This window comes from Staphylococcus pseudoxylosus (assembly GCF_003697915.1).
GTDB lineage: Bacteria > Bacillota > Bacilli > Staphylococcales > Staphylococcaceae > Staphylococcus > Staphylococcus pseudoxylosus.
On sequence record NZ_RCVN01000001.1, the window covers coordinates 172,234 to 196,206 of the forward strand.

A 23,973-nucleotide genomic window follows, 5' to 3' on the forward strand; every position below is an offset into this window, starting at 1 on the left:
TTATATATTTTTCTGATGACAACTCCTACTATAAAAGGATACTTCATTACACCAAATATTTGAATATATCTAGCTTCTAATTCCTCGTTGTGTTAATAACATAAATAAAACTCCTTCTAAGTTAGTATGCTTAAATTCAAACTAACTTAGAAGGAGTTTATAAATTAATATCATCATATTGCTATTACAGGCATAATTTTAGTTTTAATATGTTACTGCTGCAACATCACTTTTCAGTAATTGACCAATTTGAACGGCAACATCCACAACTCTATTTGAATAGCCCCATTCGTTATCGTACCATGCAATTACTTTTACTTTATTATCATCCATAACCATTGTACTCTGTGTATCAATGATAGCAGAATGTGGATTAGTATTGAAATCCATTGATACTAATGGTGCATCTTCAGTTGAAATAACACCTTGTAAATCATTGTCTTTAAATGCTTGATTAACTTGTTCTGCCGTTACATCTGCATCTAAATCTACAACCAAGTCTACTAAAGATACATTTTTCGTTGGTACTCTTAAAGCCATACCATGTAGTTTCCCTTCTAATTCAGGTAAGACTTCTTTTAACGCTTTTGCAGCACCTGTAGAAGTTGGGATAATACTTTCATTACATGAACGTGCACGTCTTAAATCTTTGTGAGGGTTGTCGATGTTATTCTGATCATTAGTAATAGCATGAACAGTAGTCATTAATCCATTTTGAATACCAAATTCATCATTTAAAACTTTAGCGACAGGTCCAATGCAATTTGTTGTACATGAAGCGTTGCTAAAGATATCGTATTGCTCTATGTCTAATTGATCACTATTTACACCCTTGACGATCATTTGCACATCGCCACCTTTTGATGGTCCTGTTAACAATACTTTTTTAGCACCTGCATTAATATGCGCAATTGCTTTATCTCCATGATTAAATTTACCTGTTGCCTCTATTGCTATATCAACATTCAATTCTTCCCAAGGTAAGTTTTCCGGATTTCTATCAGATACCAATTGGATGACATGGTCATTCACTTTAATACCCGCTTCCGTTGGCTCTACTTTTAAATCATATGCACCATGTGTTGTGTCATAATTAATCAGGTGAGCAATTGTTTCAGCTGGGTAGCTGGCATTAATTGCTACTACATTCAAATCTTTATTATTGAGCGCAATTCTCAATACCATTCTACCTATTCTACCCATTCCGTTAATCGCAATATTTGTCGTCATTCGAAGCACCCCTCGTTTTAGTGTTATACTTTATGGAAATAGTATAACATAAATTAGATTTTAAGAAAGCGTTTTCTAAAACAAATGTAAATTTTTTTAATTTCAAATAATCTATACTTTTCGTTACACAAAATCATACAATTCAATTTCAAACCTCTTATTCAAAACATCATATGTAGCATTATTGATTGTTGCAATATGCACTGTTAAATAACTTCTTTATGTTTATATATAAAAATCATCCAATTTTCATAACGAAAACTGGATGATTTTACAATTCTATTATTGTGCTTCTTCTGTGTCACTCTCAATGTAACCTTCTTCAAGCAACAAATTTTCTAAATTTTGTTTAAGTTCTAATTTAGTATCTCTGTTATCTATGACATGATCTGCCATTCTACGTTTTTTATCAATTGATATTTGACTATAGACACGTGCTTTCGCTTCTTCCATAGATAAGTCATTACGTTCCATCAATCGATCTATTTGAATACTTTCAGAAGTGTACACTAGCCACACTTCATCTACAGTTTCTTGTAAATCATTTTCAAATAACAATGGAATATCCATAATCACATTATAACCTTGCTCAAGATACGTTTCCTTTTCTTCTTCCATTATATCGCGAACAATTGGATGAACGATTTCATTTAAAATCAATCTCTTCTCTGGTTGATTAAAAACAACTTCACCAACATACGATCTATTCATATTCCCATCTTCATCTATTGCCTCATCGCCAAATACCTCTTTGACGCGTGCTAGTCCTTCAGTTCCTTTTTCAACAGCTTGTCGAGATGCAATATCTGCATCTACAACTTTAAATCCGTGTGCTGTTAATAGTTCTGATACTGTCGATTTACCTGATGCGATACCACCAGTTAGTCCTATAACTTTTGGCATATTCTCACTCTTCCTTTATTTTTGGCAAGTAGGGCAGAAATGACTGTTTCTAGTTGCAATTACTTGCGTTTCTATGTCGTTTCCACAAACCTTACAAACCTTTTGTTTATAAACATTAAGGTGTTGTTGCATCGTTCCAGTACTGCCATCTGCATGACGATAGTCGGAGATGCTTGTTCCACCATATTTTATACCCGATTCTAACACATCTCGAACATAATAAAATAATATGTCTCGTTCTTGATTGTTTAATGATTTTGATAACCGAGCTGGATGTATCCCAGCTCTAAATAATGCTTCACAAGCGTATATGTTACCGCAACCTGAAATCACCCTATGATCTAAAATCATTTGTTTAATAGGCTTATTTTGATACATCTTTTTAGCAAACCAAGCTAAATAATGCCCTTTTGCATCTTCCTCAAAAGGTTCTGGAGCAATTTCTAAAAATGACGGATACGCCTCAAAATCAGGTACATTTCTAATTTCTCCAAATCGTCTAATATCTGAATAAACTAGCAATTTATCATTATCTAACTTAAATATAACATGCCAATGTTTTCTATAATTTGGCACACTAATATCTTCAATTTTATCAACCACAAAGAATCCACCAGCCATACCTAAATGACTGATGAGTATTCTTTCTTCGTTATCTTTTTCGAGGTGAAACACAATATATTTACTACGACGTTCAATCTCTTTAATTACATATTGTTCTGTGAATTTTTGGAATGTATCTAATGCCATACCTTTAATTATGGTTTCACGTTGACTTGCCTTGCCTGCCTTAACTTTCTCTGAAAATATAACAGATTCAATTTTTTGACCGGTAGCAAACGGTTCAATACCTCTTTTTACATGTTCTACTTCTGGGAGTTCAGGCATTTAAGTACCTTCTTTCTATTTTGCATCATACCATGTAGCACCATAACTAGACTCTACTTTTAATGGAACATCTAGTTCAAGGGCATTATCCATGATTTCTTCTATAAATTTACTGAATGCTTCCACTTCATCTTTCGGTAATTCAAATATTAATTCATCGTGTACTTGTAATAATAATTTTGCGTGAAAATCTGTATGCTTAATTTCTTTATCAAAGTTAACCATAGCTAATTTAATTATATCAGCAGCACTACCTTGAATTGGCGTATTCATTGCAGTTCTCTCAGCAAAACCACGCAAATTGAAATTTCTACTAGTTATATCCGGAATATATCTACGACGATGTAACAAGGTTTCTACATAACCTTGTGCTTTACAATCTTTGACGATATCCTCCATATATTGCTTTACACCAGGGAAACTATCTAAATAATCATCAATAAATTGTTTAGCTTGTTTCCGTGTAATTCCTAAACTTTGGCTTAAACCATAATCACTAATACCATAAACAATGCCAAAGTTAACTGCTTTAGCTTGTCTACGCATCATGCCATCTACTTCATCAGGTTCTACACCAAATACTTTCATCGCCGTTGCCGTATGAATATCATCATCATTAATAAATGCTTGCTTCATACTTTCATCTTGTGTGATATGAGCTAAAACTCGAAGTTCGATTTGCGAGTAATCCGCAGAAAAAATAACATTGTTTTCATCACTAGATTTAAATGCTTTTCTTATTTTTCTACCCTCTTCTAAACGGACAGGGATGTTTTGTAAATTTGGGTCAATAGACGATAATCTACCTGTTTGTGCTAATGTTTGATTAAATCTTGTATGGATTCTATTATCATCACTTATAACCTTCTGTAAGCCTTCAACATAAGTAGATTGTAACTTTGCAAGTTGTCTGTACTCTAATATATATTCAATGATTGGATGTTGTCCTTGTAATTGTTCAAGTACATCTACTGCAGTAGAATATCCTGTTTTTGTTTTCTTAATTACTGGTAATTCTAATGTTTCAAACAATACAACACCTAATTGCTTTGGAGAATTAATATTGAACGATTCTCCTGCAGCTTGATAAATATTATCAATCAATACATCCAATTTTGTTTGAATTTCTTTTTCCATTTCTTCTAAATCACTAGCCACAGTGTAAATACCAGTTTCTTCCATATCACTTAAAATGCGCGCTAATGGTAGTTCTAAATTATCTAACAGGTCCGTTTGGTTATATTCGATTAATTGTTCTTGCATGATTGGTTTCACTTGACTAATCGCTTCTATCACTGTTGCAACATAACGATTCAAAACATCGGCTTCAGGTAAATGTCTTTTCTTACCCTTACCATATACTTCAACACTTTGTTGAACATAATATTGACCGTAATTGCTAACCACAGAGTTTACATCATCAATAGCTCGAGATGGATCAATAATATAACTTGCAAGCATCACATCAAACATAATATTTTTAATCGATATATCTAACCTGTGCGCAACAACATACGTTTTTTTAGCATCATAAACATTTTTTTCTGTTGTGTCATCCTCTAACCAAGCTATAAGTTCAGGATTATCATGAATAGTTGTTGCATCAACAACAACATGATGATCACCATCAAACATTCCAAATTTCAAAATATCATCTTTCAAATAATTGGGGCCATCCAATTCAAAATGAACAGTTGCAGAAGTTAAAGATTTAAAGTCAATATTTGTAAAGTCAGATTCTACATTTAATTCTTTTTCCTCAGCTGTAGACTGTGTTCCATCCACATCTATTTGTTCAAGCAATTGTTTAAATTCTAGTTTTTTGAATAAATCTATTTTAGCTGAAGTATCTGGATGCTCTGGCAGTTTTGTATCTTCGAGTGATACTTCAATAGGGCTTTCACAATTAATAGTTGCAAGCGCTTTACTCATCAAAGCATCATCTTTACTATTTTCTAGTTTTTCTTTCAATTTCTTACCAGAAACTTCATCCAAATGTTCATAAACGTTTTCCACGGTTGAAAATTGTTTTAGCAACTTGATTGCAGTTTTTTCACCGACTCCAGCTACACCTGGGATATTATCTGATGCATCACCCATCAAACCTTTCATATCTATGATTTGATTAGGAACTAAACCGTCATATTTTTCCGCAATAAAATCAGGTGTGTAATGATCAACATCTGTCACACCTTTCTTAGTATAATAAATTGTAACATCATCCGTCGCTAATTGTGTTAAGTCGCGATCACCTGTGACAATAATCGTTTCAAATTGTGCGTCATCAGCCTCTTTACTTAATGTCCCTATAATATCATCGGCTTCATAGTTTTCTAATTCATATCTCTTAATTTGATAAGCATCCAACAACTGTCTTACATAAGGAAATTGCTCACTCAGCTCGGGTGGCGTTTTTTGACGTCCACCTTTATATTCATTATATTTATCATGTCTAAATGTAGTCTTTCCTGCATCGAACGCAACAAGAAAATGTGTGGGCTGTTCTTCTTTGATTATTTTTTCTAGTAACATTGCAAAGCCATACACAGCATTAGTGTGTATACCTGCTTTATTTTGTAATAGTGGTAAAGCATAAAAGGCTCTGAAGCTCAGGCTATTACCATCAATTAGAATTAATTTATTCACTATTTTAACCTCCAACACATATTTATTTAACATTTTAGCATAAATTACTAACTAACCTATATCGAAACATTGTTTTACCTTATTTTATAATCATCATTTTAACTGTGAAGTATGTAGTTCCATGCAATGATCAAATATAAATCATTTGATTCTATGACTAGCTTAACACGTTTAGCCCTTTTAAATATACGTTTAAAATTTCAATGTTATACCAGTTATTCCACTTAAAAAGCATAAAAAACCGACGCCGAATTTAAATTTCAGACGTCGATTTCTAACTCACGCACAATACTCCATAGCACAAATTAGTGTTAGTGCCGAACACAGATACGATGCTTTTTATATGTTATTTGAATTCCATATACATCTTTAATAATTGTCACATTCATAACTCAATCATCATAACTTTTATTTACAAACGCTATTTAAAAAAAGTAACTCTGAACGTTGACCCTTTACCAATTGCACTATAGACATTAATTCTACCACCATGTGCTTCCATAATATGTTTAGTAATAGATAAACCAAGTCCAGTACCACCTGAATCCCTACTTCGTGCTTTATCAACCCGATAAAAGCGTTCAAAAATATGCTTTTGATCTTCTTCGCTTATACCAATACCAAAATCTTGTACTTCCATGATGCGCTTCTGTTCGTCTTTATAAACACGAATTATTACATCACTATCTTCCTTAGAATAACTAATTGCATTTGATAATAAATTAAGTGCAACTTGAGATACTTTGTCTTGATTTGCATCAATAACAATATCAGAATCAATTTCATTAATTATAGTAATATTTTTGTCTTCTGCAATTTTTTGCATATTCTTAATTGTTGTTTCTGCAATATCTGACAAACTCATATATGCTGTTTCTATTTCTGTTTGTTGTTCTACGTGCGATAAATCTAATAAATCAAAAACTAAAGTTTCTATACGATCAGACTCTTTAGAAATAATTTGTAAAAAGTCATTGAGTGTTTGTTCATCGTTTTTAGCACCATCTAATAAGGTTTCCGCAAATCCTTTAATTGACGTAATCGGTGTTTTCAATTCATGAGAAACATTAGCTACAAATTCACGTCTTAAATTCTCCAGTTTTTTAAGGTTCGTTATATCATGTAAAACAATGACCATACCATAAAGATTTTTCCTTGTTCTTGATAATATGGGAACGCAGGCTGTATCAAAATATTTCTCATGTACTTGATCTATAGTTAATTTAATTTGATCATAAATAGGTTTCTCAACTTTAAATGCTTCAGTAATTAGCTTTTGTAATTTAACATCTGTAAAATCAACATAGCTTTTATGTTCAACAGCTTCATCTGGCGTAAATACATGATAAAACGATTTATTTGCTACAACAATTTCACCATATTTATCAATCATTAAAATCGAACTTGGAATATTTTCAACAGTTGTTTTCAACCTATTTGATTGCAGTTTCTGTTTATGGTTTAATCTTTGCAATCTACGTGCTAACTCATTAGTAGTTACAAACAGTTCTCTTGTCTCTTTGACATTGCTTTCTGGTACTCTTACATGATAATAGCCTTCAGCCAATAGATTTGTGGCGTAGGTCACCTCATTGATTGGTCTGATATATGTTCGATTAATGCTTCTAACAACTAAAAATATAATGATTAAAACAAACAAACCAATAATCGCTATATATTTCCAGACTTCAATCTGTATTTCTAAAATCTCATTATTTATACCACTAATTAAAACATCTTTATCATTTATAGATGTCTTAAAGGTAAATCTATGGTCATCATTTTGCTTATCATAGGTCAATTTAGAAGGAATAGCAGGATTATTTATATCATTATTAATTTGTGTCCCTTGTTTAGTCGAAAACAAGACATCGTCATTTTCTTTAATATACACTGTAAGTTCTTCGCTTTTAGCAACATCACTCATCTCATCTTTTTTATCATCATTATAAAGATTAACAAAATGTTGAGCTTGATGTTCTAAATCGCCTTCTTGACCAGTTGTAATCGTGTTATGGATTACGTGTGTAATAATTGTACCCAATATTAAAAAACTAATAATAACGATGGTACATAATAAAAATAAAAGTCTTTGGTGAAACTTAAGCATTAGACTTTGGGTCTTTCCAATTTATACCCTAATCCACGAACTGTTTTAATGAGTTTCGGTTGTTTAGGGTTTTCTTCTAATTTATCTCTCAAATGACTAATATGTACGTCCACAATTCTAGAGTCTCCTGCGAATTCATAATTCCATACTGAATTCAACATATGCTCGCGGGTAATCACCCTGCCTTGTCTTTCAATAAGATATAATAATAATTCAAACTCCTTTGGAGTCAATTCTAGCAATTCATCTTCTCTATACACTTCGAAATATTCTGGTCTAATTCTTATTGATCCAATCAGTATATCATCTTCATCATTTTCAACTGGTACTGCCTCATTAACAATTGCTGATCTTCTCAATATCGCCTTTACTCTTGCTACCACTTCTCTAGGTGAAAATGGTTTAGTCATGTAATCGTCTGCCCCTAACTCAAGACCTAAAACACGATCAAATTCATCATCTTTGGCAGTTAACATCAAAATAGGCACTAAGTTTTTATCAGAACGAATTGATTTACAAACTTCTATACCATCTTTTTTGGGAAGCATGACATCTAACACAATCAATTCAGGATTTGTAGAGTTAACTTTCTCTAATGCATCTTCTCCATCATAAGCCACTTCTACTATGTATCCGGCTTGCTCTAAATTATATTTTAATAAGGTTACGATTGATTGTTCATCATCTACTACAAGTACTTTTTGTGACATAGTATACCTCCATAATTGTGTTTACAAATTAATTATAACTTATATTTTAATAAAAATAACATAGTTTAAAATTTTTTAACATAAACTTTACAATGCGTTGATTGCTAAACTATACCAATATACACGCGATTTTTGCTACATTAGACTATACAAAGAATCAAACAAATCCGCTTGAATTATTACACCATTCTAATTACCCTTTGTTAATAAAATCTTAACATTTAATTCATAATATGAACACTTATTACATGATAGTCAAGCGAGCCTCAACTAACATCATGAAAAAATTACACTTTTACATTAAAATAAAGATACTATTTTCTACTCGCTCTAGTTCATTTGCCCTTATAAATTTGAACATAAAAAATAAAAAATTTCTCTTTGTTATTTCTCAGATAACTAGAAAAAAGAAAAGCCCGAGACATCTAATCATGTCCCAGACTTATCTGTTGATTTTAATTCAAGGTAGCTTACCTTTGATTATATATAATTATAGGTTTTTAATTAATTCGTCTGCGAAGTCAGAAGTAGAAACTTCTGTTGCACCGTCCATTAAACGTGCAAAGTCATAAGTTACAACTTTAGAAGCAATCGTTTTTTCGATTGAACTTGTAATCTTATCAGCAGCTTCTTGCCATCCAAGATGCTCTAACATTAATACAGCACTTAATAATTCAGATGATGGGTTCACTTTATTTAATCCAGCGTATTTAGGTGCAGTACCATGTGTTGCTTCGAAAATTGCATGTCCAGTTTCATAGTTGATATTGGCACCAGGAGCAATACCAATACCACCAACTTGTGCAGCTAATGCATCTGATACATAATCACCATTTAAGTTCATAGTAGCTACTACATCGTGATCAGCTGGACGTGTTAAAATTTGTTGCAAGAAGATATCAGCAATTGAATCTTTGACAATAATTTTTCCTTCTTGTTCAGCTTTATCTTGCGCAGCATTTGCAGCGTCTTTGCCTTCTTTTTCAACAATTTCATCATATTGTTGCCATGTAAATACTTTATCTCCAAATTCATTATGAGCTAAATCATAACCCCATTGTTTGAAAGCACCTTCAGTAAATTTCATAATATTACCTTTATGTACTAAAGTTAATGATTTACGATTATTATCTATAGCATATTGAATAGAAGCACGAACTAAACGCTCAGTACCTTCTTTAGAAACTGGTTTTACACCGATACCTGATGTTTCAGGGAATCTAATGTTTTTAGCGCCCATTTCGTCTTGTAAGAAGTCAATTAATTTTTTTGCTTCTGGCGTACCTTCTTTAAATTCAATACCAGCATAGATATCTTCAGTGTTTTCACGGAAAATGACCATATCAGTATCTTCAGGACGTTTTACAGGTGAAGGTACCCCTTGGAACCAACGTACTGGACGTAAGCATGTGAATAAATCCAACTCTTGACGTAATGCAACATTTAGTGAACGAATACCGCCACCAATTGGTGTAGTTAATGGACCTTTAATCGCAATTAAATATGCTTCAATTGTTTCGAGCGTTTCTTTAGGTAACCATTCGCCAGTTTCATCATAAGCTTTTTGACCAGCCAATACTTCTTTCCATTCAATTTTCTTTTCGCCGTTATAAGCTTGTTCAACTGCAGCGTCAATTACGCGACTTGCTGCGTTCCAGATATCAGGGCCGATACCGTCGCCAATTATAAATGGAATTATTGGATTATTTGGTACTGTTAAACCTTCATTTGTTTTAACTACTTTTTCTCCTGCCATGTAAAAAAACCTCCGTCATTTTGAGTTCTATTTTAGTTGTACTAACCACTATCATACATGAATTGATTATAATTTCAATTTTATAAATAAAATTTCTTATTTAATTATTTTTTTATCTTTCTTCGATTGGTTCATAAGTTCTATTCGTTTCACCAATGTACTGAGCTCTTGGACGCATGATTCTGTTATCTCTATACTGTTCTAAGATATGAGCAATCCAACCAGAAGTTCTACTCACTGCAAAGATTGGAGTGAATAAGTCATGCTCAATATTCATACTATGATATACAGTAGCACTAAAGAAATCGACATTGGCAATTAAACCTTTTTCAGCTTTCATTTTATCTGCAATTTTCACTGAAATATCAAATAATTGACTTTGTCCTGTTTCAGAAGTGATTTTTCTACTCATTTCTTTTAAGTATTTAGCTCTTGGATCACCATCTTTATAAACACGGTGTCCAAAGCCCATGATTTTTTCTTTGTTTTTAATTTTATTATCAATATATTCATCGACTTCATCAATAGATTTCACTTCAGATAGCATGCTCATTACACGTTCGTTTGCACCGCCGTGAAGTGGCCCTTTTAATGAACCAACAGCCGCTACAATTCCTGAATACATATCTGATAATGAAGATACTGCACATCTAGCTGTAAATGTTGATGCATTTAATTCATGATCTGCATGTAATACCAGTGCTTTATTAAATGCTTCAATTTCAATCTCAGAAGGTAGTTCTCCTCTTAACATGTACAAGAAGTTCCCCGCATAGTTTAAATCACTACTTGGTTTAACAATGTCTTTTCCTTCTCTCACACGTGCATAAGCCGTAACTAATGAAGCAATTTTGGCTTGAATACGTATAGCTCGGTCCAGTGTTTGACTTTCTTCTTCATCTTCTGCATGCTCGTCAAAATGAGCAATATATGAAACTGAAGTTCTTAAAGCTGTCATTGGATGAACGTTGCCTGTCGCGTATTCTTTAAAGTGGTTATACACTCTAGGATTTAAAGTCATATATTCAAAAAGCTTTTGTTTTAAGTCTTTTAATTCATCCTCATTTGGCAATCGATAATGCCATAATAAGAAGATGATTTCTTCAAATTCAGCATTCTGTGCTAAGTCATCAATATCGTAACCAGCATAAGTTAATTGGCTATCGATAATAGAACTTACTTTCGTTTCAGATGCAATTACCCCTTCTAAACCTTTCTGTAACTCTGCCATATATAAATTCCCCTTTTCTATTTCATTATGAAATGGCTTTCACAACTCATTATATCCAATCTTGACTCTTTTGTGAATATTTTGAGTGTATTTTCTTATCAAATCAATATGAAATACTTATTTATTTATATGCCCTTTAACACACTTCTATCTCTTGCATTGTTATAAATTCATTTTAATATGGAAACTGTCTCACTTCAATTTTTATAGCATTTTAATTGGTTATCATGATTAATAACAAATAATTAATGTATTATTATACTAAACGCTATAGACTCTGTTTAAAAAAATAGTTGTTTTATTTTATATTGCATAGCATAATAATAATTAACTAAATAAAGGAGTATAATTTTATGGCTAATCATGAATTACAAAGAGAACTAAGTAATCGTCACATCCAGCTAATTGCAATCGGGGGAGCAATTGGTACAGGACTATTTTTAGGAGCAGGTCAAACTATCGCGTTAACTGGCCCCTCTATTTTACTTACATATATCATAATTGGTTTTATGCTTTTTATGTTTATGCGTGGACTGGGAGAAATATTAGTAACAAACACGAATTTCAAATCATTTGCAGATGTCACCAATCATTATATTGGCCCATTTGCAGGTTTTGTAACAGGATGGACTTATTGGTTCTGTTGGATTATTACAGGCATGGCAGAAGTAACTGCTGTTGCAAAGTATGTTAGTTTTTGGTTTCCAAACATACCAAATTGGATAAGCGCACTATTTTGTGTACTTGTATTAATGTCACTAAATTTATTAAGTGCTAAACTATTTGGTGAGTTAGAGTTTTGGTTTGCACTTATCAAAATATTTACAATTATTGCTTTAATTATAGTGGGTGCAATTATGATTATTATGGCTTATGACACACAATTTGGTCATGCGTCATTAACCAACCTATATAACAATGGCATATTCCCTAAAGGTATGAGCGGCTTCGTAATGTCTTTCCAAATGGCGTTATTCTCGTTTGTAGGTATTGAACTTATAGGAGTCACAGCTGGAGAGACGAAAGATCCAACAAAGACACTACCTAAAGCTGTTAACAGTGTGCCTATTCGTATCTTAGTATTCTATGTAGGTGCATTAGCTGTTATCATGTCCATCATTCCATGGAATCAAATCAACCCAGAAGAAAGCCCATTTGTGAGACTGTTTGCACTGATTGGTATACCTTTTGCAGCAGGAATTATAAACTTTGTAGTATTAACAGCAGCAGCTTCTTCTTGTAATAGTGGTATATTTTCAAATAGTCGTATGTTATTTGGACTTTCGACACAAAAACAAGCACCACCTTACTTTGAGAAAACAAATAAAAATGGCGTGCCACATATTGCAATATTTGTTTCGTGTGCATTGCTTATGATTGCAGCACTGTTAAACTATATTATTCCAAATGCAACACTTGTCTTCACATACATCACTACAGTTTCAACTGTATTATTCATTGTTGTTTGGGGCTTAATCACTGTAGCTTATATTAATTATCACCGTAGAAATCCTGAATTACATAAAAAAGCAACATTTAAATTACCAGGTGGAAAATATATGGGGTATGCTATTTTAACTTTCTTCTTATTAGTTTTTTGTTTATTATTTGTAAACACTGATACAAGAATAGCAGTATTTTTAACACCTATCTGGTTTATCTTATTAACTCTTATGTATCTCAGATATAAACAGGTATCTCGCAAGCAACAGTAATAACAAATAAAAACTTAGAAAACCGGGACATCAAATGATGTTCCGGTTTTTTATATCTATGTACTTAACAGAATTTAGATGGCATTTATTATTGCGAATATAATAAAAAGACGAAGTCATTTTTATTAATGACTTCGTCTTTTTACTATATACTTGGACAAATTTGTCCCTAATTATTATAAGTTTTAAACTAAGCTGCTAATCGAAAACTTGTTTAGATTATAGTACGTTTGCATAACCTTCGAAGATTTTTCCTTGATTAGCATCTACAGTAATTAAAACGTCATTTTGGATATTTGAAGTAGCATTTTCAACACCAACGATTGTAGGAATTCCTTTTTCTAAACCAATAATCGCACTTGGTGATGTAATACCATTTTCTTCTGTAATAAGACCGATTGCTTTCTCAATATAAGGTACAAGTGTTTCATCTACAGAAGTTGTAACGATAATTGATTCTGATAAATCTTTACCTTCTAATTCACTAGCGTCATTCACGACTAATGTTTGTCCGACAACTGAGTTTCTTCCAACGCCTTGACCTTTAGCAAGTTCGTCTCCAACAAGGTGTAATTTCATCATGTTTGTAGTACCTTTTTCACCTGTTGGTACACCAGCAGTGATAATAATTAAATCACCATTTTGAACTCTTTCAGTTTCAACTGCAGTGGCTACCGCATTATTTAATAATGCATCTGTTGTCTTACGTCCTTCTTTAACTACTGGGTGGATACCCCATACTAAAGCACATTGGCGTGCTGTTTCAGCACTAGGTGTCACAGCAATAATATCTGATTGTGGACGGTATTTAGAAATTGTACGTGCAGTTGAACCACTTTCTGTAGCAGCAACAATTGCTTTAACGCTTAAGTTTAAAGCAGTATGTGCAACTGATACACCAATTGCGTTAACTAATGAAGTTTCAACTAATTTAGTGCGGTCAGATAATAGTTTTTTATAATCTTGAGCAGCCTCTGCTGAAACTGCGATATTACGCATAGTTTTAACAGCTTCTTCAGGGTATTGTCCTGCAGCTGTTTCGCCAGAAAGCATAACAGCATCTGTACCATCATAAATTGCGTTAGCAACGTCACTAGCTTCTGCACGTGTAGCACGTGGATTACGTTGCATAGAATCTAACATTTGTGTTGCTGTAATAACAGGTTTACCTAATTTATTACATTGTCTAATTAAATCTTTTTGTACCATTGGTACTGATTCAGGTGGGATTTCAACACCCATGTCACCACGGGCAACCATTAAACCATCAGATACTTCAAGAATTTCTTTGATATTATCAATACCTTCTTGGTTTTCAATTTTAGGAATAATACTTATATTTGTATTTTTTTGTGCTTCCAATAATTTACGGATATCTAATACGTCGCTTGGACGACGTACGAAACTTGCCGCGATAAAATCTACGCCTTCACTGATACCGAATTTAATATCTTCAGCATCTTTATCAGTGATACCTGGTAAACTAACTTTTACTCCTGGTAAGTTAACACCTTTTTTGTTTTTTAATTCTCCTGTGTTTAAAACATCACAAAGAACTTCGCCATTAGCTTTATCAATTGATTTAACTTGTAATTCGATTAAACCATCATCTAAAAGGATATAAGAACCTTCGTCTACGTCATTGATAAGGTTATCATAAGTTACTGAGAATTTGTCTGAAGTGCCTTCTACTTCAGTCATACTAACGATTACTTCATTGCCCTTTTCAAGTTCAATCACACCATTTTGCATGTTGTGTGTACGGATTTCAGGACCTTTCGTATCTAGTAAAATCCCAACGGTTTTTCCTAATCTCTTAGAAACTTCACGGATAGTATCGATTCTCGCTTTATGTTCTGCATGGTCACCATGAGAGAAGTTTAAACGCGCCACATTCATTCCAGCTTTAATTAATTTCTCAAGCATTTCTTCTGATTCAGACGCAGGTCCAATTGTACAAACAATTTTAGTTTTTCTCATTATTATTTCCTCCCAGTATTTTATATAGATAATTCGTTCGTTAATTCAAAAGTTTCAAAGTCAAATTCATGTTCATTTGATCTAAATATTTCTTCAAATGACGTATCAGTAAGTTCATTGTTTCTAATCCCAACACCAATCGCAGTTTTACCTTCTAACAGTAAATCCACTGCATGGCCACCAAGACGTGAAGCTAGAACCCTATCTGCACCACTTGGGCTACCACCACGTTGGATGTGTCCAAGCACAGAAACACGAGCGTCAACATTAATGTATTTAGTCAGTTCTTGAGCACAAACTTCACCTGACATGCAACCTTCAGCAACCATAACAATTGAATGTTTTTTGCCTCGTTTAATACCATTATCAATCTTTTCAGCTACATCTTTCATATCTGTCTCAACTTCAGGAACAATGATTGTTTCTGCACCGACTGAAAGACCAGCCCAAAGTGCTAAATCACCACAATCACGACCCATGACTTCAATGATAAACGTTCTGGCATGACTTGATGCTGTATCACGAATCTTATCAACACAATCAATTATAGTATTTAATGCTGTATCAAATCCAATTGTAAAGTCGGAACCGTTGATATCATTATCAATCGTACCCGGAACACCTATCGTTTGGATTTCTTCACATTCTTCACTTATACGTTGTGCACCTCTATAGCTACCGTCACCGCCAATAACTACAAGTCCTTCGATGCCTCTTTTACGTAAATTCTCAATACCTTTTTTACGAACTTCTGCTTCTTTAAATTCAGGACACCTTGCTGAATATAAAAAAGTTCCGCCTCGTTGAATTGTGTCACCCACTGAACCGAGTTCAAGTTTCTCGATATCATCGTTTAACAAACCTTGATAGCCTTGGTAAACACCATAAACTTCAATGTTATTGTAAATCGCTTTTCTAACTACAGCTCTTACTGCTGCATTCATGCCTGGAGAATCTCCACCACTTGTCAACACTGCAATTTTTTTCATGACGACATACCTTTCTAACATGTATTTCTTATTCTAAAAATACCATAAAATTTAGCCTGGTGCCATTAAAATAAGGCTTTGTGACTAATGTAAACGTTTTTAATCCAACGAATCTTTTAGAAAGCGTTTCCTTTAATTTAATTATAAATAGAACTTTAGACCTTTTATTTAATACCTTTTATTTAAAATAATTAAACAAATTAAATAGTTTTTACTTTAAAAAACAAAAAGAAGCCCTAGGTTATTAGAACTTCCTTTTGTTTACTATTTTATTCTTTATAAGAGCCTATCGTTCTAAATTTTTGATAACGATCTTCGACAAGTTGTTCTTTACTGAACGAACTTAAATCTTTTAAATGTGCCTCAAAAGTACGTTTAATATTTTGAGCTTGTGTTTCAACATCTTGATGCGCTCCACCTAAAGGCTCTTTGACTACTTCGTCTGCAATCTTTAATTCATGTAAATCTTCTGCAGTGATTTTCATCGTTTCTGCTGCTATTTTTGCAAGGTTACTATCTTTCCATAATAATGCTGATGCACCTTCTGGCGAGATTACTGAATATGTACTATTTTCAAGCATTAATATTCGGTTTGTAATACCTAATCCTAGAGCACCACCACTACCACCTTCACCAATAACAATTGAAATAACAGGTACAGTTAATGCGGCCATTTCCACTAAGTTTCGTGCAATAGATTCGCTTTGACCACGCTCTTCTGCAGCTTTACCTGGATAAGCACCCTTTGTATCGATAAAAGTAATAATCGGTCTATTAAATTTTTCAGCTTGTTTCATTAATCTCAACGCCTTGCGATAACCTTCTGGATGCGCCATACCAAAATTACGATAAATATTATCCTTTGTATCTTTACCGCGTTGTTGTCCTACAACAGTAACTGGTTGTCCATTTAAATAACCTATACCACCAATCATTGCTGGGTCATCTCTATAGTTTCTATCTCCATGTAATTCAATAAATGAATCAAAGATATACGGAATATAGTCTAATGATGTTGGTCGTTCTTGTAAACGTGCTAGTTGCACACGATCCCATGGTTTAAGGTTAGTATATACTTTTTCAGTTTCTCTATCTAGAGATGCTTCAAGCATTTCTATTTCCTCTTGAAGATCCACATCATTTTTTTCTTGAGATTCCTTTAGGGATTCGATTTTATTTTTTATTTCAAAAAGTGGCTTTTCAAAATCAAGCATTTATTTTCACCTCTTGATGCATTTTTAGAATATTAGAGAGTGTCGTTCTCATTTCTTTTCTATGAACAACTTTATCTAATTGTCCATGCTCTAATAAAAACTCAGATGTTTGGAAATCATCAGGTAATTTTTCATTGATAGTTTGTTCAATAACACGTCTACCCGCAAAACCTATCAATGCTTTAGGTTCACTAATATTGATATCACCAACAGATGCGAAACTTGCTGAAACTCCACCTGTTGTTGGATTTGTTATATATGAAATATATAATAAACCAGCATCAGCATGTCTCTTTAACGATACACTTGTTTTACCCATTTGCATTAATGAAATAATACCCTCTTGCATTCTTGCACCACCACTCGCTGAAAACAAAATAAATGGTAAACGATTTTCGATGCAGTGTTCAATAATTCTGCAAATTTTCTCACCTAATACTGATCCCATGCTGCCCATTCTGAACCGAGCATCCATTACAGCGACACCATATGTAATGCCATCCAACTGTGCTGTTCCTGTAACGACAGCTTCATTCAAACCAGTTTTTTGCTGATCTTTATGAATTTTTTCTTCATAACTCGGAAAATCTAATGGATTAGCTGAGGTCATTCCTCTATCAAACTCAGTAAACGTACCTTCATCTGAAATAGCCTCAATGCGTTTATGTGCCGTTAAAGCAATATGATGATCGCAATTAAAACAAACATTTAAGTTTTCTGCTAATTCTTTTGTATACATAATTTTTTTACATTTAGGACATTTTGTCATAATCCCTGCTGGTACATCACTTTGTTTCGAATCAGATACAGTTACGTACTTTTTCTTTTTACTGCTTCTATTGAAAAAATCTTTAAACATTGTAAACCTCCACTTAACCATCGCGATCTTAGTTCAATATTATTCTTAAATAATATATGTGATCAGCGTTAATGAATATTATTTATCTAAGTCTGTTAATTTCATTGTTTTGTCATAAACATCTTCAGGATTAACGTCTATTCTAGCAACACCTGATTCCATTGCAGCTTTCGCAACTTCTCTAGCTACTGAAGGTGCTACGCGTTTATCAAAAGGACCTGGGATACAATAATCCGCGTTTAACTCGTCAGGTTTAATTAAATCTGCAATTGCTTCAACTGCAGCTTGCTTCATTGATTCATTAATATGTGTAGCTTCTACATCTAAAGCACCTCTGAAAATACCTGGGAATGCTAACACATTATTAATTTGGTTAGGATAATCTGAACGACCCGTACCAATGACCTTAGCGCCAGCTTCTTTTGCTACATCTGGATTTATTTCTGGATTTGGGTTTGCCATAGCAAAGATAATTGGGTCATCTGCCATCGACTCCACCATTTCTTTTGATAATAAATCTGCTACTGATACACCAATAAATACATCAGCATCTTTAATAACATCACTTAAACTACCATCTATTTTATCTCTGTTTGTCCATCTTGCAACATAAGATTTTGTATCGTTCATACCAAATGAACGAACTTCATAAATCGCACCTCTTGAATCACACATAATCATATCTCTTACACCATAAGAATAAAGTAATTTTACGATAGCGATACCTGCTGCTCCAGCACCGTTTAGTACTACTTTAATATCAGATAGATCTTTGTCTACAATTCTTAATGCATTAATCATACCTGCAACCGTAACAATGGCTGTACCGTGTTGATCATCATGAAAAACAGGAATTTTCGTTTCTTTTTTTAAACGTTCCTCAATTTCAAAACAACGTGGTGCAGAAATATCTTCTAGGTTTATACCACCATAATTAGGTTCTAGTAATTTCACTGTATTAACAATTTCGTCTGTATCCGTTGTGTCTAACGCAATTGGTACACCGTCAATTCCTGAGAAGCTCTTAAAGAGTACAGCTTTACCTTCCATTACAGGTATACTCGCTTCTGGTCCAATATCGCCCAAACCTAAAACTGCTGTACCGTCAGTAACAACTGCTACTGTATTACCTTTCATTGTATATTCAAAAACTTTTCGCTTATCTTCATGAATTTCTTTACACGGTTCTGCTACACCCGGAGAATAAGCTAAGCTCAATTCTTCTTTATTTGTAACTTTTACTTTGGGTGAAACTTGTAATTTTCCTTGATTTCTTCTGTGCATTTCTAAAGCGTCGTCTCTCAAAGTCATGTAAACCTACCCCTTTACATTCGATTAGTATAAATATCATTTCATATATATTTTTATTACAAAGCAACTCAAATTACAAATGATATCGTTAACATTTTTGCCAAATTACGCTTGAAGTTATTATTTGTAATAAAAATATATATACAGCTAAATTATTATATATTTTTAGAATCTTAATTTATAGAAAATAAAAACTGATGGCAAATTTATGCTCAACCATCAGTTTACTATACCATAGTTTATAGCGCTATTAAAGTTAAATAATTCGAATATCCCATGGTGAAAAGTGTTGAATCAATTTTTCTATTATATTATTTTCTCTAGGAACAAAGCCAATTGTCTTTATTACATTTTGACTTTCATCAAAATATTGTACCGGCATATTATTTTCGTTTGAATCATTCATTAAAATTCGATCTATCTCTAACGCATTATTATGATTACGAATAACGATTTTTTGTGCATGTTGCAGTTTGGATTGCTCAAAACTTTCAATTGATTCGATTTTGTTAATAATAAGTTGCTGTTTATTATTTCTTTTTTCAAATTTCCCACTTATTATTAACATTTGATCTTTGTTCAATTCTGTTTCGTATTTTTTAAATGTCTCAGGGAAAACAACACCATCTAAATTATTAATGCCATCATTCAAAGTTATAAAAGCCATATTTTGACCATTTTTCGTTCTGATTTTTTTAAAGCCTTCGATTTGAATGAAGATAGGTTGATGATCTCTCGCATTGGCTAATTTATAAATACCTAGATATTGCTTTTGTTCAAATGCTTTCTCAACTGGATGCGTTGACACATAAAATCCTAAGTATTCTTTTTCGTAATCGCTTAGCACCTTATCAGGCAATTCTTCTTTATCCTCATAATTCGTTTTAGGTGTGAGTACATCAAATATAAAACCATCTTGTTCAACATCTGAAACATCATCTAACACTTGGTCTATAGATTGTAATAATGTCGCACGATTTTTACCTAATGTATCAAATGCCCCTACAAGTATCAATGCTTCTAATAATTTTCTAGATTTAATTCTTTTAGGAATACGTCTTGTAAAGTCAAAGAAATCTTTGTAGTATCCATTTTCTTTTCGTTCATCAACAATAAGTTTGACACTTTGATATCCAACACCTTTTATCGCTCCAATAGACAAGTATATTCCTTTATTAGTTGCTTTATAAAACCAATGACTATAATTAATATTGGGCGCTAATATATTGATATTTTGATGTTTTGCTTCATCAATCATTTGTGCAGTCTTCTTCTCGCTACCAATTGAGTTGCTTAATATATTCGCATAAAAATAGTTTGGATAATGTACTTTTAAATACCCCATAATATAGGCAATTTTTGAATAACTAACTGCGTGCGCACGAGCAAAGCCATAATCAGCGAATTTTAAGATTAAATCAAAAATCTGTTTACTCAATGCTTCTTCATAACCATTTTTCATCGCACCATGAACAAAATGTTGTCTCTCACTTTCAAGTACAGCCCGATTTTTTTTACTCATTGCTCGACGTAAAATATCGGCTTCACCATAATTGAAATTCGCAAACTTGCTCGCAATTTGCATAATTTGTTCTTGATATATAATCACACCATAGGTCTTTGATAATATTGGTGCTAAATCTTGATGTAAATATTGCACTTTGTCTGGGTCATGTCGACGAGCGATATAAGTTGGTATCTCTTCCATTGGTCCAGGGCGATAAAGTGAGGTAACGGCAACTATATCCTCGAAATGTTCAGGTTGTAACCGCTTCAATACATTTCTAATCCCATCAGATTCTAACTGGAAAATACCAGTCGTGTCACCTTGGGATAATAATTGAAATACTTGCTTATCATCGAAAGGTATTTGTTCAATATCAATATCTATTTGCATGTCATGTTTTACTTGTTTCACAATCTGATGAATAATTGAGAGGTTTCTTAATCCTAAGAAGTCAATTTTTAACAGTCCGATTCTCTCTGCTTCTGTCATCGTCCATTGTGTCAACAAGCCTGTATCACCTAAAGTGAGTGGCGCATAATCGTAAAGTGGATGGTCATTTATAATTATGCCAGCCGCATGTGTAGAAGTATGACGTGGGAGCCCTTCTAGTTTTTTACATATTTCAAACCAACGTTCATTACGATGATTACGATGAACAAACTGCTTAAAATCTGCTTGTTGATAAGCTTCATCCAATGTAATTCCTAATTTATGCGGTATTAGTTTCGAAATTTCATTCAATGTTATTTCATCAAAACTCATAATTCTACCCACGTCCCTAGCCACAGCTCTTGCAAGTAAATGACCAAAAGTGACAATACCCGCAACGTGATTATCACCATATTTCTCTTGGACGTATTGAATCACCTTATCTCGATGTGTATCTTCAAAATCTATATCAATATCTGGCATTGTCACACGTTCTGGATTTAAAAAACGTTCGAATAAGAGGTTGTATTGAATAGGATCTATCGTTGTAATATTTAATAGATAACTGACTAAAGACCCAGCTGCTGAACCACGTCCTGGGCCTACTAATACATCATGTGTTTTAGCGTAATGAATCAAATCGCTTACAATTAAGAAATAATCTTCAAAGCCCATGTCAGTAATAACTTTATATTCATGTAACAACCGTTGCTTATAAGTTTCAAAATGCTGTTGATTTAAATTCAAATCATTTAATTTCGTCTCCAATATTTGCCATAAATATTGTTTTGACTGTGTATTATTTGGCGTTTTGAATTTAGGCAAGAGAGATTGGTTATACGTTATCTCAGCTTGACAGATATTTTCAAGCTGATTTGTATGTTCCCATACTGCTTCACTTAATCCTAAATCGTCTCGTTGTGTTTTTGAATATAGATGCGCATCATAATCTATCGGTTCACTCACTAAATCTAGTTTACTATTATCTTTAATCGCTGATAATGCGGTTAGTGTATCTGAGTCTTGTTGATTTAGATAACGCGTACTTTGTGCCCATACAACTGGCAAATTAAATGTATATTGGCTCGTGTGGTTGACATATACGTATGGGTAACCCTCAAATTTTGTTACTAACGCCTCATTAGATGATGAGACATCTTTAAAAATAACGACAAGGTGTTCTATATATTTTTTCAACCATTCTATAGGGGTTTCTGTTTTTTCTTTCATTTTTATAGCAGAAGATAACTTAAATAAATCTTTAAGACCTGTATTGTCTCGTGCTAATACTATTGTTTCAACGACATCTAATCCATCTGTAACGTTAACAGTCATACCAAAGATAGGATGAATATTTGCTGCGATACATGCATCATAAAATTGTGGATAACCATATAATACATTTGTATCTGTTATAGCTAATGCTGTATAACCTTCTTTAGCAGCTTTAGCAACGACATCTTTAATTCTCAAACTGGAATACAACAAATCATACGTCGTATGAACATTTAAATGTACTACCATCAGCAAATACCTCCAATCTTTCTACAATTTATTATTTAATGCGTCTGCCAATTCATTAAAACGATCCCAATCGCTCACCGATACACCTGAAGCATTTGGGTGTCCGCCGCCTCCAAAGTCACTAGCAACATCATTGATAATGATCCCTTTAGATCTAATACGACATCTAATTTCAGACCCTTCATCTACAGCAAATACCCATATTTTCAAACCTTGTATATCTGCAATGGTATTTACAAATAATGACGCTTCATTTGCTGCAATATCAAATTGTTCGAGGATATCTTTGGTAATGATGACTTTACAAAATCCTTTGTCATTCAAATCGAAATGTTGTAAGACATATCCTTGGAAAGGTAATAATTTCGGATCTTTTTCACCCATTTTATTAAGCTCTTCATTATGGCTGAATGGGAAGGTCAACAATTGGCTTGCCACACTCATTGTATGAGGCGTCGTATTGTTAAATAGGAAACGTCCTGTATCGCCTACAATACCTAAATAAAGTACTCTCGCTACTGAAGCATCAATTATTGATAAATCGTTAAAATGTTCTATAAAATCAAATATAATTTCACTTGTTGAAGATGCTTGATCATTCACGTAGTTAATATCACCATATTGATCTACTGCTGGATGATGGTCAATCTTGATTAACATACGTCCCTTGTCAAAACGTTCATCACTAATTCTAGGCGCATTGGCAGTATCACAAACAATTACGAGTGCGTCTTTATATTGGTCATCAGCAATCTCATCAAATGTTCCTATAAAGTCTAATGAAGGTTCTGACTCCCCTACTGCATATATGTACTTGTCTGGGAACTTTAATTTCAGATAATTTTTCAATCCTAATTGTGAACCATAAGCATCTGGATCTGGTCTTACATGCCTATGTATAATAATCGTTTCTGCTGCTTCTATTTCTTGCATAATTTGGTTAAACGCTTTAGTCATCTCTATACTTCCTT

Annotated in this window: 16 protein-coding genes; 1 reads left to right on the forward strand and 15 read right to left on the reverse strand. The window is 33.2% G+C overall.

The genetic code is table 11. The features are described from left to right. Window positions 1-204 precede the first annotated feature (204 nt). From gap to D9V42_RS00895, 8 genes are all read right to left on the reverse strand, one after another. Window positions 205-1,230, reverse strand: a complete 1,026-nt coding sequence (gap, locus tag D9V42_RS00860; RefSeq protein WP_107555178.1) for a type I glyceraldehyde-3-phosphate dehydrogenase — start codon at window positions 1,228-1,230, stop codon at window positions 205-207. A 282-nt stretch (window positions 1,231-1,512) separates the two neighbouring features. After that, entirely contained in the window at window positions 1,513-2,133 is a 621-nt protein-coding gene (gene coaE, locus D9V42_RS00865) for a dephospho-CoA kinase (RefSeq protein WP_107555177.1), read from the reverse strand. 15 nt (window positions 2,134-2,148) lie between these two features. Continuing rightward, window positions 2,149-3,021 (reverse strand): bifunctional DNA-formamidopyrimidine glycosylase/DNA-(apurinic or apyrimidinic site) lyase, encoded by an 873-nt coding sequence (gene mutM, locus D9V42_RS00870; RefSeq protein ID WP_107555176.1) that lies wholly within the window; start codon window positions 3,019-3,021, stop codon window positions 2,149-2,151. Window positions 3,022-3,036: 15 nt separating this feature from the next. Next, on the reverse strand, window positions 3,037-5,667 hold the full coding sequence (polA, locus tag D9V42_RS00875) for a DNA polymerase I (protein WP_122062497.1): 2,631 nt from the start codon (window positions 5,665-5,667) through the stop codon (window positions 3,037-3,039). A 421-nt stretch (window positions 5,668-6,088) separates the two neighbouring features. Next, window positions 6,089-7,777, reverse strand: a complete 1,689-nt coding sequence (pnpS, locus tag D9V42_RS00880) for a two-component system histidine kinase PnpS (protein WP_122062499.1) — start codon at window positions 7,775-7,777, stop codon at window positions 6,089-6,091. Continuing rightward, window positions 7,777-8,487, reverse strand: a complete 711-nt coding sequence (locus D9V42_RS00885) for a response regulator transcription factor (RefSeq protein ID WP_107531411.1) — start codon at window positions 8,485-8,487, stop codon at window positions 7,777-7,779. The genes pnpS and D9V42_RS00885 overlap by 1 nt, the downstream gene beginning before the upstream one ends. A gap of 490 nt (window positions 8,488-8,977) precedes the next feature. Continuing rightward, window positions 8,978-10,243: an NADP-dependent isocitrate dehydrogenase gene (gene icd / locus D9V42_RS00890; protein ID WP_122062501.1), complete on the reverse strand. Its 1,266-nt coding sequence runs from the start codon at window positions 10,241-10,243 to the stop codon at window positions 8,978-8,980. A gap of 112 nt (window positions 10,244-10,355) precedes the next feature. Next, entirely contained in the window at window positions 10,356-11,474 is a 1,119-nt protein-coding gene (locus D9V42_RS00895; protein ID WP_107555172.1) for a citrate synthase, read from the reverse strand. 353 nt (window positions 11,475-11,827) lie between these two features. On the opposite strand from D9V42_RS00895, the gene D9V42_RS00900 reads away from it, so the two are divergent. Continuing rightward, window positions 11,828-13,189 carry an amino acid permease gene (locus tag D9V42_RS00900; protein ID WP_107555171.1) on the forward strand — a complete coding sequence of 454 codons (1,362 nt, stop codon included), beginning with the start codon at window positions 11,828-11,830 and terminating at the stop codon, window positions 13,187-13,189. A 219-nt stretch (window positions 13,190-13,408) separates the two neighbouring features. Here D9V42_RS00900 and pyk read toward each other — a convergent pair whose 3' ends face one another. The 7 genes from pyk to D9V42_RS00935 form a co-directional block, all read right to left on the reverse strand. Next, window positions 13,409-15,169, reverse strand: a complete 1,761-nt coding sequence (pyk, locus tag D9V42_RS00905) for a pyruvate kinase (RefSeq protein WP_107531083.1) — start codon at window positions 15,167-15,169, stop codon at window positions 13,409-13,411. Between the two features lie 20 nt (window positions 15,170-15,189). Further along, on the reverse strand, window positions 15,190-16,158 hold the full coding sequence (gene pfkA, locus D9V42_RS00910) for a 6-phosphofructokinase (RefSeq protein WP_017724721.1): 969 nt from the start codon (window positions 16,156-16,158) through the stop codon (window positions 15,190-15,192). Between the two features lie 269 nt (window positions 16,159-16,427). After that, complete coding sequence (locus tag D9V42_RS00915; RefSeq protein WP_122062503.1) at window positions 16,428-17,372, reverse strand: acetyl-CoA carboxylase carboxyltransferase subunit alpha; 945 nt, start codon at window positions 17,370-17,372, stop codon at window positions 16,428-16,430. Further along, complete coding sequence (gene accD, locus D9V42_RS00920; protein WP_017724723.1) at window positions 17,365-18,231, reverse strand: acetyl-CoA carboxylase, carboxyltransferase subunit beta; 867 nt, start codon at window positions 18,229-18,231, stop codon at window positions 17,365-17,367. Before accD ends, D9V42_RS00915 begins: the two co-directional genes overlap by 8 nt. A gap of 78 nt (window positions 18,232-18,309) precedes the next feature. After that, on the reverse strand, window positions 18,310-19,542 hold the full coding sequence (ystJ, locus tag D9V42_RS00925) for an NADP-dependent malic enzyme (protein WP_122062505.1): 1,233 nt from the start codon (window positions 19,540-19,542) through the stop codon (window positions 18,310-18,312). A 256-nt stretch (window positions 19,543-19,798) separates the two neighbouring features. Next, window positions 19,799-23,002: a DNA polymerase III subunit alpha gene (locus tag D9V42_RS00930; RefSeq protein WP_122062507.1), complete on the reverse strand. Its 3,204-nt coding sequence runs from the start codon at window positions 23,000-23,002 to the stop codon at window positions 19,799-19,801. Window positions 23,003-23,023: 21 nt separating this feature from the next. Beyond that, entirely contained in the window at window positions 23,024-23,959 is a 936-nt protein-coding gene (locus D9V42_RS00935; RefSeq protein ID WP_107556209.1) for a DHH family phosphoesterase, read from the reverse strand. Window positions 23,960-23,973: the final 14 nt, after the last annotated feature.

Coding starts and splice junctions, on each gene's coding strand:
- icd (WP_122062501.1), bottom strand. CDS start 10,243: ATGGCAGGAGAAAAAGTAGTTAAAACAAATGAAGGTTTAACAGTACCA.
- accD (WP_017724723.1), bottom strand. CDS start 18,231: ATGTTTAAAGATTTTTTCAATAGAAGCAGTAAAAAGAAAAAGTACGTA.
- pfkA (WP_017724721.1), bottom strand. CDS start 16,158: ATGAAAAAAATTGCAGTGTTGACAAGTGGTGGAGATTCTCCAGGCATG.
- coaE (WP_107555177.1), bottom strand. CDS start 2,133: ATGCCAAAAGTTATAGGACTAACTGGTGGTATCGCATCAGGTAAATCG.
- D9V42_RS00900 (WP_107555171.1), top strand. CDS start 11,828: ATGGCTAATCATGAATTACAAAGAGAACTAAGTAATCGTCACATCCAG.
- gap (WP_107555178.1), bottom strand. CDS start 1,230: ATGACGACAAATATTGCGATTAACGGAATGGGTAGAATAGGTAGAATG.
- pyk (WP_107531083.1), bottom strand. CDS start 15,169: ATGAGAAAAACTAAAATTGTTTGTACAATTGGACCTGCGTCTGAATCA.
- D9V42_RS00930 (WP_122062507.1), bottom strand. CDS start 23,002: ATGGTAGTACATTTAAATGTTCATACGACGTATGATTTGTTGTATTCC.
- ystJ (WP_122062505.1), bottom strand. CDS start 19,542: ATGACTTTGAGAGACGACGCTTTAGAAATGCACAGAAGAAATCAAGGA.
- pnpS (WP_122062499.1), bottom strand. CDS start 7,777: ATGCTTAAGTTTCACCAAAGACTTTTATTTTTATTATGTACCATCGTT.
- mutM (WP_107555176.1), bottom strand. CDS start 3,021: ATGCCTGAACTCCCAGAAGTAGAACATGTAAAAAGAGGTATTGAACCG.
- D9V42_RS00935 (WP_107556209.1), bottom strand. CDS start 23,959: ATGACTAAAGCGTTTAACCAAATTATGCAAGAAATAGAAGCAGCAGAA.
- D9V42_RS00885 (WP_107531411.1), bottom strand. CDS start 8,487: ATGTCACAAAAAGTACTTGTAGTAGATGATGAACAATCAATCGTAACC.
- D9V42_RS00915 (WP_122062503.1), bottom strand. CDS start 17,372: ATGCTTGATTTTGAAAAGCCACTTTTTGAAATAAAAAATAAAATCGAA.
- D9V42_RS00895 (WP_107555172.1), bottom strand. CDS start 11,474: ATGGCAGAGTTACAGAAAGGTTTAGAAGGGGTAATTGCATCTGAAACG.